Below are 11706 nucleotides of genomic sequence, written 5' to 3'. Positions count from 1 at the left end.
GGAAACGCCGACTCGGCCTCGCCGGCCGCCGCAGCGTTCCGGTTGGTTGTCGATTCGATGGTTTCGTAAAACGCCAAGCGTCCACTACCAGATCCTGCCCATTCGAGTTCGTGATTCAGTCCGTCCGAGACAATTCTACAAGACGTCGAAATTCAATTGTTACGCATCCCCGGAGCACGCTCAAGCTCCTGCGGTAGCGGTTGCCCCCGGCAACAGCCCTGCGGCCGGCTCGTGATAGCCGACGCCGGACAACCGCTCGCCGTCGAACTCCAAGGAGGTGACCGAAGCCAAACTGCAGTCGCGCCGGCGCGGGTCGTGGAAGAGCCGACGCCGTTCCGCACTCAGCCGGCTCACCCAGATCGGCAATTGGTGGCTCACCAAAATCGCCTGCGCGCCGTCGCCCGCGCGTTCGACGGCGGCCCGCCGCGCGTCATCGACGGCCAATCGCATCCGGTCCACCTGCGCCCGGTAGGACTCGCCCCAAGAAGGCCGGAACGGGTTGACCAGCTTCGGCCAATGAATCGGCTTGAGCAATTCCGCGGGCGACATTTTGAGTCCCTCGAAGTCGTTCCCGGCTTCGATCAACCGCTGGTCCGTGCCGATCGCCAAACCGAGTGCACTGGCCGTGGGCTGCGCCGTCTCTTGCGCCCGGGTCAACGGCGAGGCCCGCAAAACCGCGAACACCGCGCCTCGACCGGCCAGGGACTGGAAGTATTCCGCAGCCAGTACCGCCATCGCCACGCCCCGGTCGGAGAGATGGAAATTCGGCAGCCGTCCGTAGAGGACGCCCTCCGGGTTGAAGACCTCACCATGACGGAGCAGATGGACGGTGGCAGAAGGCATGCCCCCAGTCTCTCAAAATCGGGTTGCCGGGGGTAATCGGCTTCCCTGAGAATTTTTCCGAAAGCCTGGAATAAAAGATGCGTTTGCATGATTCTTGTAAGTGAGCCGGACACACCGTCGGCAAAATCGAGCACCGGCCCGTTGCGGCCGACCGCCATACGAGGAGGACTTATGACCATCGAAAGCACCCCGAGCGGCCTGGATGCCGGCACCTGGACGCTGGACGGTTCGCACAGCGAAGTCGGATTTTCCGTGCGGCACGCCGGGATTTCCAAAGTCCGCGGAAAGTTCGGCGAAGTGGAAGCAACTGCGACCGTGGGCGAGACCCTGGGCGATTCTTCGGTGACTGCAACCATCAAGACGGAGAGCTTCTTCTCCGGCGACCCGAATCGCGATGCGCACGTGCGCAGCGGAGACTTCCTGGATGCCGAGCAGTTCCCGGAGCTGACCTTCGTCTCCACCTCGCTCGCCGGCCAGGGCGAAACCTATGCGCTCACCGGCGACCTCACGATCCGCGGGATCACGCTGCCGACCACCTTCGAAACCGAGTTCAACGGTTCGGTCGTCGACCCCTTCGGCACCACCCGCGCGGGCTTCAGCGGACAAACCACGATCAGCCGGAAAGACTTCGGCCTGACCTGGAACGCGGCCTTGGAAGCCGGCGGCGTTCTGGTCGGCGACAAGGTCACGATCAGCCTCGAACTGGAATTCGTCCGAGCCTGAGCCGAACCCGAAAATGTGCCCCTAGAGGCATATTTTCGGGACGCTGTCGCCGGGAATGAATGCCATTCTCATCAGCATTGAGGCAAGATTTTTGCTGTGGCGCTGGAAAAACCCCGGATTTCCGGGGTTTTTCCAGCTTAAGGGCCAGCCGAAAACCCTATGCAAAAACCATCTGGAGCAATACAGTGTTCGCATGAGTACAACCCCCGAAAACCCGAATCAAGGCGAGCCGCCGTACCAGCCGCCGCAGCAGCCAGCAGCGGGTGCGCCGACTGGGAATCCCGCTTCGCAAGGACCCGGGACGAGCACCCCGCAGCAGCCAGGATATGCGGCGCCGCAGTATCAGCAGCCGCAGTACCAGCAGCCTCCGCAACAGCCGGGCGCGAGCAACGATTTCAAGTTCGAGATCCCGGCCGATGCGCCGAAATCCATCAACGATGTCATGCCCAAGGGCGGTTTCAGCGGGATTTTCAATGTCAACGGATTGCCGATGCTCCTGAAAATCTCCTACCTGATCTGGATCATTGGAGCCGGCCTGTGGCTGCTCACCACGATTATCGGCTTGATCTTCTCCTTCACTTTGCTGGTCCGGAAAAGCGACAGCATCCTGGGCGTGGTGGTTTACGACTACACGGCGCAGGGCATCGGAGGCATCGTCCTTTCGATCGTCGCCCTGGTGGTGATTGCCGCGATCGTGGTTTCCGCGATGAAGCTCAAGGAGGGTCTGCAATGGCCCCGGATGGCGTTGAGCGTCCTCGCCGTGATCTCTTTCATCCTGGTGTTCTTCGGAGCCGGAATCGGCTTCTTGGGAGTCATCGCAGCGGTCTTGATGTGGTTGCCGGAATCATCGGCCTGGATCAATTCGCAGAAGCAAGGCACTGCCTGAGCTCTACGGCAGGCGCACACCGGGCGGGCCGGGGTAGGGTTGAATAACCTGCCCCGGCCCGCTTTTTCGTACCCGAAGCGAATACCGCGGCACGGCACCCGTACGCGATTCGATTGGCAAGGATTCAGATGAGCACTCCGCCGCAGGGCCCCGGCCCGCAGGACCACGACGGTTCGAGCCCCGCTGTCCCCGGCCAATTCCCGGAAATCGCCCCGGGAGTGCCCCGCTATGGCCAGTACGCCCCGGAGGGCTACGTTCCGCCGAACCAACAAGTTCAACCGAACCAGGCCGGGCCGGTGCCGGACCCGCACAGCCCGCCACCGTGGCAGCCCGCTGCGCCGACGCCTGCCGGAGTCCCGGCCTTGGTGCAACGCGGGTTCGTGATGATCATCGCCGCAGCGATCGTGCATTTGGCGATTTCGGTCATCGGGCTGTTCCAGATTCCGCAAATGCGGTCCGTGGTCTTGGACTCCATGGCGCAATTCCCCGAGCTGAACGCCTCGATGGTCGACACCGTGATCACGTTGTCGTTCGTCTTCAATGCGATCGGACTCGCGCTCTACCTTTTGGTGGCATTCAACATCCGGGCCGGCAAGCGCTGGGCCAGGATGCTGGGAACCGTGCTCGCGGTTTTGTCTTTGACGATGTTGGTCGGCAGCCCCTTCGCGATCGTCCAGGTCGGCTTGGGCGTCCTGGGCATCGTCTACTGCTGGTTGGCGCCCAGCCGGGAGTATTTCAAGCGCTAGTAGCACCGGGTTCCGGCAGCCGTTGGGCGTGATAGGCCAGAATCTGCAATTCCGTGGCCATGTCCACTTTCCGCAAGTTGACGTGCTCCGGGACCTGCAGCATCACCGGTGCGAAGCTGAGGATGCTGTGCACACCGGCTTCGATCACCCGATCGCACATGGTCTGCGCGGCGCCGGCAGGCAGCGCCAGAACCACCATATTGGCCCGGGTGCGGTGCAGCACGGCTTCCAGGTCGAGCACATCGCTGACCCGCAACCAGCCGACTTCCTGGCCGATCACCATCTGGTCCGCGTCCAACAGCGCCACCACGTCGAACCCGCGGTTTTCGAAACCCGCGTAGCGGGCCAGGGCTCGGCCCAGGTTGCCTGCGCCCACGATGGCAACCCGCCATTCCTGGGTCAGCCCCAGCGCCTTGGAGATCCTTCTGCTCAGGTATTGGACCTCATAGCCCACCCCGCGCGTGCCGTAGGAACCCAGGTAGGAGAGGTCCTTGCGCACATTGGTCGAGCTGACGCCGCATCCTTCGGCCAGCTCTTCGGAGGACACCCGCTCGGTCCCCTCGGCGAGCAAGACGTTCAAGGCCCGCAGATAAAGCGTCAATCGGGCCACCGCGGCCGGCGGAATGACCCGGGCTTCGACATCTTGCTCCGCGCCCGGAGAACCCGCAGCACTGCCTTGCGGCGGGATCTGCGCTGCGGTCACCTGTTCTCCATCGTCGGACGTCGAAGCCTCCGTGCCGCGGCCACCGAGTCAGCACCCGAGGCCGTGCTGCACGGGAATGTTTCCACTGTAGATCCTCGGTCTGCGCATTCCCAAAACCCGATTGCCCCCGGCGGCCCGACCTGGTCAGCCGGCGCGCGCCGAAAGCAGCCGCCGCAACCGGTCCGGATCGATGGTCCAGAAATCACGCTGCACCCCGTCGATGAAGAGCACCGGCACCTCCTCGGCGTACCGGCCGGCCAAATCGGCGTCGCCATCGATCGAGCGTTCGGCGACTGCCAAACCGAACTCGGCGGCCACCTCGGAGACCACGGATCGGGCTGCGGCGCAGAGGTGGCACCGGGATTTCACCAAGAGGAGCAGGGCGTCTTCGGGCATGTTCCCAGCCTACTTCGGCACCGTGTCCGCGCGGGAACTTAGGCACTGGGCAAAGACTGACTAAACTCAGTACCATGCCCGAAGTGAATACCCATGTCGCCGAGCTGCCCTCGGCCACCTCGGGCCACCCGGGCGAGGCTGCATTTTTCGACGTCGACAATACTCTGATGCGCGGCGCCAGCCTGTTCCATCTGGCCCGGAAGATGTATCAGAAAAAGGCCTTCACGCTCCGCCAGGCCTGCGGTTTCGCTTGGAAGCAGGCGAAGTTCATCTTGCGCGGTGAAAACCTGGATGACATCCATTCGGTGCAGAACTCCGCCTTGACCCTCGCGGCGGGGATCCAAGCGGACTTCGTCGCCCAAGTGGGCCAGGAAGTCTACGACGAAATGATCGAGTCGAAGATCTGGCCGGGCGCCCGGGCGCTGGCCGAGCAGCATTTGCGCGTGGGCCGCAAGGTCTGGCTGGTCACTGCGACGCCGATCGAGGTGGCCCAGGTGATCGCCTCGCGCTTGCAGCTGACCGGCGCCCTCGGCACCGTGGGTGAAATCGAGGACGGGGCCTATACCGGTCGATTGGTCGGTGAGATCCTGCACGGGCCGGCAAAAGCCGTCGCGGTGCAGGCTTTGGCCGAAGAACATGGCCTGGATCTGGACGGCAGCTGGGCTTACAGCGACTCCTACAACGACATTCCGTTGCTGTCCCTGGTCGGCCACCCGGTGGCGATCAACCCGGACAGCAAACTGCGACGTCATGCCCGGGACCACAATTGGCCGATTTACGACTTCCGCGCCGGCCGCCGGGCCGCGACCCTGGGGTTGCGCGCCGCGACCGTCGCAGGGGCGGTCTACGGCCTCTGGCGCGGCTTCAGCCGGATGCGCCGGCACTGACCCCGGCAGCAGCCTTGCCCCGGGCACGTAAAAGGCCCGCCATTTCCATGACGGGCCTTTGAGCGCTGAGGCGCCGTTTTACTTCTTGTTGCGGCGCTGGTGACGAGTCTTGCGAAGCAGCTTACGGTGCTTCTTCTTCGCCATCCGCTTCCGGCGCTTCTTGATTACTGAACCCACAAAGTCCTCACAAACGTCTCTTCCGGCAACAGCCAATCGACTGCGAGCGCCAGAGTGTCTTAAATAAAATGTCCGACTGGATCCCTACTAGGGTACAGCCTTCAAGCAGTGTCCGCCGAACCGTGCAGTCCTGCGGCCCGCAGATGTTCGTTCACGGCGTTCTCCGGAACCCGGTAGGAGCGTCCGAACCTGACCGCCGGGAGTTCTCCGGAATGCACCATCCGGTAGACCGTCATTTTGGACACACGCATCACCTCGGCGACTTCTGCCACGGTCAGAAATCGCACGTTGGAAAAGGTGTTCGCCTCGGCCATATCTTGCTTCCTTAGGTCAAAGAGTTGAAAACGCAACCCATGACGGCGAGACGCTCAACCAGCCACTCATCCGCTCAGAGATACTCTAGATGCTGGAGTGACCAAAGTGAAAGTGCTTTACCATAACTTTACACAGCAACCGGTCAACGCCACGGCGACATCGGGAAGTGGCCGGTGCGGGGGCTAACCGCAACCACTCACCCATTTGTGACCTTCAGCGGCTCGTTAGCCGCCAAAACCCGTAAGGCCAAGCCATTCTGTGGTTAACCACCGGGTAAATCAGGGTTTGGCCAAACTCGAAAGCTATAAATATAAATCTACCGAGTTGCACCGCGGCAACCGCCATATGCAGCGGGCAAACAACTCGGGAGCGGCGATGCTCCTTCCTGTGCTGTTATTGGGGGCGAGGAAGTAGCTCCGACTCAGGTTGGACCGTCGCGACGGGCAGCATGGCGGGGTGGTCCACGGAGCGGTTCCGTCTGTGGACCACCCCTTCGGCGGTGGAAGAGAGTCCGAGTCAGCCGCCGGTGAGGCCTTCCAGCGAGCGCAAATTCACCACGTTCCCGTGGTCCGGCGCGTCCCGAGGTGCTCCGGATTCTTCATTGATCAACGCCACCAGGTGGGCCCGGGAGGAAGCTCCGGTCTTTTTGTAGACATTGGTCAGCCTGGTTTCGACCGTCCGCAACGAGACACCCAGCAAAGCGGCGATCTCCTTGTTCCGCAACCCGCTCAATACCCGCTCCACGACTTGGTGCTCGCCGGGCGAAAGTTTCCGCATCAGCTCGGCGCCCCTGGCCGGGGCGTCCGGACCGGCTACCGGCAGATTCGCCGCCGGCTCCGGAAGCGGTGCGCCCAGAATGCTCCGGGCACCGTCTTTGCCGAGCGCCGAGCGCAACCGCGGCACCGTACCGCTACGGCCGCGCCGGTCGATCGGCGGCCGCTCGGACCAGGAAGGCACCCCGAGCTCCTCGAACAAGACCTTCGCCTTGTTCTTCTGCTGCTCGCTCTGCGCCAAATAGCCCAACTCGCGCAAGCGCTCGGAGAAGTCCAGCAGGCTGCGGGCCTGTTCGTAGCCGGTGCCCAGCTCCCGCGCGAGTTTGATGCCCTGTCGGAAGAGTTGCAGCGAAAGCTCGCCGTCGGCAACCAGTGCCCGGCATCGGGCCGCGACCAACGTGGCCCAGAGCGAGGGAGTCTGCCGATTGCGCAACTCCAGGTCCATCATGAACCGCTTGGCCTCTGCGGACCGGCCCAATGCCACCAGGACTTCAATCAGATCGCCCTCGTAGCGCAGGAACGCCGGGTTCAGTTTTCCACCGCCGGATTCGTGCACTCTGAGAAAATGGTGGAACGCTTCCTCGAATCGGCCGTGCGCGAGCGCATGCCGGCCGCGCAGCGCCGAAATCCGGGCCGCATTGATCCAATTCCCGCCTCCACTGGCGACCGTCAGCACCGCGTCGATGTGCGTCTGCGCCGCCGCCTCGTCATCCTGGACCAAAAAGTACCAAGACCGCAGGATGTGCAAGTAGGTCACATGGAACTGCCTGACGTCCGGCGACGAATGCAACGATTCGACGGCTTCTCCGGCCCGGTGGAAATTGCCGACGCGCATTTCGTTCTCGGTCCGGAAGAATCTGATGGTTTCCAACCAGATAGGCTTGGGCGGCGGAGTTCTGCTGAGCAGCGAATCGAAGACCATCCGACTCTCTTCATAACGTTCGGCGAAAGTCAGCGACCGGCCGAGCATCATCAGCACCGGGATCGGTATTTCGCGCAGCCCGAGGGCGGTCACCGCTTTCAGCTGCTCGGTGGCCGGGGTCGGATCTCCGTTCAGCACGGATACCGTCATCAGGGCGAACCGGTGCACGCCATTGGCGACTTCGCCGGCCATCGGGACCAACGGCTCGGCCAGCTTGAGCATCCGTTCGGCCAACTTCATCTCCCACCTTTCGGCGTGGAAGATCGTCACCATGCTGGCCAGCTCCAGGCAGAGATCCGGAAACTCCGTGCCGTACTGCTTGAGCACTCCGGCCACGTCCCGGCTGTTCAAGTCGTGGGTGGACATGTACCGGATCCGGATCAACTGGTGCATGCTCCGGATCCGGATGGTCGGATCATTGGAAAGCTCGGCAGCCTTGCGCAAGTACCGCGAGGCGTAGGCCAATTCGCCCATGTCCACCATCGCAGTACTGAGATCGCAGAGCAGATCTGAAATCTCCTCGGTTTCGAAACTCAGCAGCAAGATCGCCCGGTCCGCGTACGCCGTCGCCAAGCCGCTGTCGCCGCGTTCGACCAACTCCAAAGCGGTGCTCAGGAGCATCCGGGGCGAGGTCTCACCATCGTGCAGGAAGCTCGAGTGCCACTGCTCCAGACTGGATTTGTGCTTGCGGTGCGCCTTTTCCAATTGCTCATGCAGTCTCTGCCGCTCCACGGCGGCCACCGAAACGTACAACGCACACCGCAGCACGGCTTGCCGCATCCGGATGAAATCGCCGGCGCGGACCAGAATCCGGCGGGCCAGCAACTCGTCGAGCGCGGATTGGTGTTCGGCCAGAATCTCGCGCAAGGCCACTTCGAGGTGCACGGGAGCGGTACTCACCAACCGCACGACCTCCTTGCCGCAGTCGTCCTGCGCGGCGAGCAGGGTCTGCGCTGCGAACGCGGCCCGGGGGCCGAATTGCACCGGATAGGTCAGCGGATCCCGGCCTTGGCGTTCGGCCTCGGTCAAGGCTTCCAGGCCCTCGCGCAAATACACCGGGATTCCCGAGGCGATCACCGCAATGATCTGGATGGCCGCAGGATCGGTGCCGGGTTTGGCCAGACGATGACCAAGGAGAATGCTTTTCGTCGGATCGAGCTCCGCCAAAGCGAGCTCCGGGAGCAACGAAAACGGCCCACAGGGCCCCAGCTCGGCCAAGCTCAAGATCAGCTTCAGCCCGGTGCCGCCGAGCCGGCGGGCCAAGAAGCCCAGAACTGCTTGACTGGAATCGTCCATGATGTCGACGTCGTCGATCGCCACCGTCGTCGGCGGCAGTTCCATCGCAGTGAGCCGGGACAAAAGCTCCTGCCCGGCCCGGAACGGCCCCTCGGTGCCGGCCCAACTCAGGTCACTCGACAGCGCCTGCGCCTGCGGATCGCGCAATGCGGCGAGGAAGGCGGACAGCCCGGAGAATTCCCAGGCCCGCTCGGCCGGATTCGCCCGGACCAGGATCACGCCCTCGGCTTCTTGCGAAAAGCGTTCCAGCAAATAGGTCTTGCCCAGACCGGCGTCACCGATGACCACCAAGGCAGATTCGGTATCGGCAGCATTGACTTCGATGAGCCTGCCGAGCTCCGCGACTCGATCAACCGTTTTCATCGCCACCACCTCGGTTGTCCACTCCGGCCCGAGCCGTTGCCGGAGTACTGCTGTCTATCTTGGTATAACAGTATTTCTAAATAGTGCCATGCCCGGAGCAACAACTTGCCAATTCATAGGTTGATATTCAATTCGTCGGTCCGGTGAGCCGCCCGGTCCGCAGATCCTGGTAAAACCCCTCGATGTGTTCGGCGACCAAATCCGACGCTTCGCGGGATCGTCCGGATTGAATCGCGGCGAGGATCCCCCGGTGCTCGGTGTGCAGCCGAGCTGCCACGGCAGGCCATTCTTCCTGGCCGTCCGTAGCGGCAGAGATATAGCCTTTGATGCCCTCGCGCAAGGAAAGCATGATTGCGCTGACCACGGCATTTCCGGCGGCTTCGGTCAGGGCAAAGTGGAATCGCACGTCGAGCAACAGGAATTGTTCGATCTCCTCTGGACCGAGCCGTTCCATGGCAGTCAGCAATTCCGCCGCCTCGGGCAGCGCCGGCGAATCGGGCGCAGCGTGCAGGCACGCCCAACTCTCGATCATGATCCGGGTCTGCACCATGTCCGCGACCGGGAGATGCGAACTTGCCACGTGCAATCGCAACGCGGAGCCGAGCGCCGTGGAGGGGTCCGCGACGATGGTGGTTCCGGACTCCGGCCCGGAGCCGACTCCGGAACGGGCCACCCCCAGGGCTTCGAGGACCCGGATCGCCTCGCGCACTGAAGTCCGGGACAGGCCGAACTGCTCGGCCAGGGCGCGCTCCCCGGGGAGTCGCTGCCCGATCGCCAAGCTGCCAGCACGCAGCTGCTCCTCGATCCACCCGAGCACCAATTGATGGGTCCGCATGAAGCCATGCTATCTGTGGTTGGACCACATCGGGTAAAGTGCAGGCAACAATGTGGTCCAACCACATCTGATCGACGACGGAGGACGAATGAGCACACCACCAGCACTGCGCCGACGACTGCCCGATGTCCAGGCTTTGGGCGAGTTGATGAAATTCGGCTTGCCCAGCTTCGGCACGGAAGCCCGGTTGGCGAAGGCCGCCACCATTTGGGACTTGCGCGCCATCGCGAAGCGCCGCACGCCGAGCGCACCCTTCGACTACACCGATGGTGCCGCCGACGGCGAAATCACCATGAACCGCTCCCGCGAGGCCTTCCGGCAGATCGAGTTCCATCCCGCGGTGCTGCGCGACGTCGCCGAGGTCGATCTGCGCACCGAGATCCTGGGCCGGACTTCCAGCATGCCTTTCGGCATCGCCCCTACCGGCTTCGCCAGGCTGATGCAGTCCGAGGGCGAATACGCCGGGAGTGCGGCAGCCGCAGCGGCCGGCATCCCCTTCACGCTTTCCACTTTGGGCACCGCCTCGGTCGAAGAGGTGGCGGCACATGCGCCGCAAGCCCGGCGTTGGTTCCAGCTCTACGCGACGCAGGACAAAGAACGCAATCTGTCTTTGATCCAGCGAGCCGAGGCGACCGGAAACGACACCATCATGCTCACCGTAGACACCGCCGTCGGCGGTCTGCGTTTGCGCGACGTGCGCAATGGAATGACGATTCCGCCGCAACTGAGCCTCAAAACGGTGCTCGATGCCTCCTACCGGCCGGCTTGGTGGTTCAACTTCTTGACCCGGGCGCCCCTCGAGTTCTCCTCATTGAGCAGCTTCGAAGGCACCGTTTCCGAACTGCTCAGCAGCGCTTTCGACCCCGGCCTGGATTACCAGGACCTGGAATGGCTTCGTGCCAACTGGCACGGAAACCTTTTGGTCAAGGGCGTGCAGACCGTCGCCGACGCACAACGGGCCATGGACCACGGAGCCGACGGCGTGGTGTTGTCCAACCACGGCGGACGGCAGCTGGACCGGGCACCGCTGCCCTTCCACCTGTTGCCGGAGGTCAGAAAAGCCCTCGGCGAAAAGGCCACCGTGATGATGGACACCGGAATCATGTCCGGCGGGGACATCGTCGCGGCCATCGCTTCCGGTGCGGACTTCGTCTTGATCGGCCGGGCTTATCTGTACGGGCTGATGGCCGGTGGCGAACGCGGGGTCAGCCGGGCTTTGGCGATCCTGCAATCCGAAATCACCAGGACCATGAAACTGCTGGGGGTCTCCACGGTCGCGGAACTCAACCCGGACCACCTGAACCAACGGGCGGAAACCGTCTGAACCCGGGCGACCGGCGCTGATCCCCCGGCAGACCGGTTTCAGGATTCCTTGCGGCGACCGAACTTCGGCAAGTTGGCCAAAAGATCCGCAGCTTTGGTCGCTGCCCGGCCGACGCTTCGGCCGATCTGCTGCGGCATGGACTCCGGATCCCCCTCCGGGATCGACAGCTCATTTTCCGCTACCGCCAATGCGGCGGAAGGCTCGGTGGCAGGGCCCTCGACGAGCAGCGGGCGGGTGGACGGCAGACCGAAACCGTCCAGCCACTGGCTGATCCCGTTCAGCGGGGCGGTTTCGAGTTTGTAGTAGCGGCGCTGCCCTTCGGCCCGCATCGTGACCAGGCCGGCTTCGCGCAAAACGCGCAAATGTTTCGAGACCGTGGGCTGGCTCGCGCCGAGTTCGTCGACCAATTCGCCCACTGCCTTGTCGCCATCGCGAAGCGCCGCGAGGATTTCCCGACGGGTCTGCTCGGCAAGCACGGTAAAGACATCTTCGTTCACCATGGAACTACCCTAGCGAT

At 63.2% G+C, this 11706-nt stretch carries 13 protein-coding genes; 5 read left to right on the top strand and 8 right to left on the bottom strand.

All coding sequences use genetic code 11. From position 1 onward, the window contains the following. Nucleotides 1-180: 180 nt before the first annotated feature. Nucleotides 181-843: a histidine phosphatase family protein gene (locus tag JOE69_RS12255; RefSeq protein WP_309799098.1), complete on the bottom strand. Its 663-nt coding sequence runs from the start codon at nucleotides 841-843 to the stop codon at nucleotides 181-183. 171 nt (nucleotides 844-1014) lie between these two features. Here JOE69_RS12255 and JOE69_RS12250 point away from each other — a divergent pair, with 171 nt between their 5' ends. From JOE69_RS12250 to JOE69_RS12240, 3 genes are all read left to right on the top strand, one after another. Continuing rightward, entirely contained in the window at nucleotides 1015-1566 is a 552-nt protein-coding gene (locus JOE69_RS12250) for a YceI family protein (protein WP_309799096.1), read from the top strand. A gap of 193 nt (nucleotides 1567-1759) precedes the next feature. Continuing rightward, entirely contained in the window at nucleotides 1760-2452 is a 693-nt protein-coding gene (locus JOE69_RS12245) for a hypothetical protein (protein ID WP_309799095.1), read from the top strand. Between the two features lie 128 nt (nucleotides 2453-2580). Next, nucleotides 2581-3198: a hypothetical protein gene (locus JOE69_RS12240; RefSeq protein ID WP_309799094.1), complete on the top strand. Its 618-nt coding sequence runs from the start codon at nucleotides 2581-2583 to the stop codon at nucleotides 3196-3198. Here JOE69_RS12240 and JOE69_RS12235 read toward each other — a convergent pair. Together JOE69_RS12235 and JOE69_RS12230 are read right to left on the bottom strand one after the other, a co-directional pair. Continuing rightward, a complete protein-coding gene (locus JOE69_RS12235; protein WP_296362417.1) occupies nucleotides 3188-3886 on the bottom strand; it encodes a redox-sensing transcriptional repressor Rex in 699 nt (232 codons plus the stop codon). The genes JOE69_RS12240 and JOE69_RS12235 overlap by 11 nt on opposite strands. A gap of 159 nt (nucleotides 3887-4045) precedes the next feature. Next, complete coding sequence (locus JOE69_RS12230) at nucleotides 4046-4297, bottom strand: glutaredoxin family protein (RefSeq protein ID WP_309799090.1); 252 nt, start codon at nucleotides 4295-4297, stop codon at nucleotides 4046-4048. Nucleotides 4298-4371: 74 nt separating this feature from the next. Between JOE69_RS12230 and JOE69_RS12225 the strand changes: the two genes are divergently transcribed. After that, nucleotides 4372-5184 (top strand): HAD family hydrolase, encoded by an 813-nt coding sequence (locus tag JOE69_RS12225; RefSeq protein ID WP_296362272.1) that lies wholly within the window; start codon nucleotides 4372-4374, stop codon nucleotides 5182-5184. 78 nt (nucleotides 5185-5262) lie between these two features. On the opposite strand, the gene JOE69_RS12220 is transcribed toward JOE69_RS12225, so the two are convergent. The 4 genes from JOE69_RS12220 to JOE69_RS12205 form a co-directional block, all read right to left on the bottom strand. Then, complete coding sequence (locus JOE69_RS12220) at nucleotides 5263-5361, bottom strand: 30S ribosomal protein bS22 (RefSeq protein WP_003792170.1); 99 nt, start codon at nucleotides 5359-5361, stop codon at nucleotides 5263-5265. Between the two features lie 101 nt (nucleotides 5362-5462). Continuing rightward, nucleotides 5463-5675, bottom strand: a complete 213-nt coding sequence (locus JOE69_RS12215) for a helix-turn-helix domain-containing protein (protein WP_296362274.1) — start codon at nucleotides 5673-5675, stop codon at nucleotides 5463-5465. Between the two features lie 517 nt (nucleotides 5676-6192). Beyond that, nucleotides 6193-9030, bottom strand: a complete 2838-nt coding sequence (locus JOE69_RS12210) for a LuxR C-terminal-related transcriptional regulator (protein WP_309799087.1) — start codon at nucleotides 9028-9030, stop codon at nucleotides 6193-6195. A gap of 127 nt (nucleotides 9031-9157) precedes the next feature. After that, nucleotides 9158-9865, bottom strand: coding sequence for a FadR/GntR family transcriptional regulator (locus JOE69_RS12205; protein ID WP_309799085.1), 708 nt, complete (start codon nucleotides 9863-9865; stop codon nucleotides 9158-9160). Nucleotides 9866-9953: 88 nt separating this feature from the next. On the opposite strand from JOE69_RS12205, the gene JOE69_RS12200 reads away from it, so the two are divergent. Beyond that, nucleotides 9954-11189 (top strand): alpha-hydroxy acid oxidase, encoded by a 1236-nt coding sequence (locus JOE69_RS12200; protein WP_309799083.1) that lies wholly within the window; start codon nucleotides 9954-9956, stop codon nucleotides 11187-11189. Between the two features lie 38 nt (nucleotides 11190-11227). On the opposite strand, the gene JOE69_RS12195 is transcribed toward JOE69_RS12200, so the two are convergent. Next, the gene (locus tag JOE69_RS12195; RefSeq protein ID WP_309799081.1) at nucleotides 11228-11689 is read right to left on the bottom strand and encodes an ArsR/SmtB family transcription factor; all 462 of its coding nucleotides are present in this window, start codon (nucleotides 11687-11689) and stop codon (nucleotides 11228-11230) included. Nucleotides 11690-11706: the final 17 nt, after the last annotated feature.

It is taken from the genome of Arthrobacter russicus (genome assembly GCF_031454135.1).
Lineage (GTDB): Bacteria > Actinomycetota > Actinomycetes > Actinomycetales > Micrococcaceae > Renibacterium > Renibacterium russicum.
Note: the sequence above shows the minus strand (reverse complement) of the source record. Positions and strands in the feature narration are given on the sequence as shown.

Bases quoted from the DNA above. Each gene is read 5' to 3' on its own strand.
- JOE69_RS12225 (WP_296362272.1), top strand. From the start codon at position 4,372: ATGCCCGAAGTGAATACCCATGTCGCCGAGCTGCCCTCGGCCACCTCG.
- JOE69_RS12210 (WP_309799087.1), bottom strand. From the start codon at position 9,030: ATGAAAACGGTTGATCGAGTCGCGGAGCTCGGCAGGCTCATCGAAGTC.
- JOE69_RS12195 (WP_309799081.1), bottom strand. From the start codon at position 11,689: ATGGTGAACGAAGATGTCTTTACCGTGCTTGCCGAGCAGACCCGTCGG.
- JOE69_RS12245 (WP_309799095.1), top strand. From the start codon at position 1,760: ATGAGTACAACCCCCGAAAACCCGAATCAAGGCGAGCCGCCGTACCAG.
- JOE69_RS12250 (WP_309799096.1), top strand. From the start codon at position 1,015: ATGACCATCGAAAGCACCCCGAGCGGCCTGGATGCCGGCACCTGGACG.
- JOE69_RS12230 (WP_309799090.1), bottom strand. From the start codon at position 4,297: ATGCCCGAAGACGCCCTGCTCCTCTTGGTGAAATCCCGGTGCCACCTC.
- JOE69_RS12240 (WP_309799094.1), top strand. From the start codon at position 2,581: ATGAGCACTCCGCCGCAGGGCCCCGGCCCGCAGGACCACGACGGTTCG.
- JOE69_RS12255 (WP_309799098.1), bottom strand. From the start codon at position 843: ATGCCTTCTGCCACCGTCCATCTGCTCCGTCATGGTGAGGTCTTCAAC.
- JOE69_RS12200 (WP_309799083.1), top strand. From the start codon at position 9,954: ATGAGCACACCACCAGCACTGCGCCGACGACTGCCCGATGTCCAGGCT.
- JOE69_RS12205 (WP_309799085.1), bottom strand. From the start codon at position 9,865: ATGCGGACCCATCAATTGGTGCTCGGGTGGATCGAGGAGCAGCTGCGT.
- JOE69_RS12215 (WP_296362274.1), bottom strand. From the start codon at position 5,675: ATGGCCGAGGCGAACACCTTTTCCAACGTGCGATTTCTGACCGTGGCA.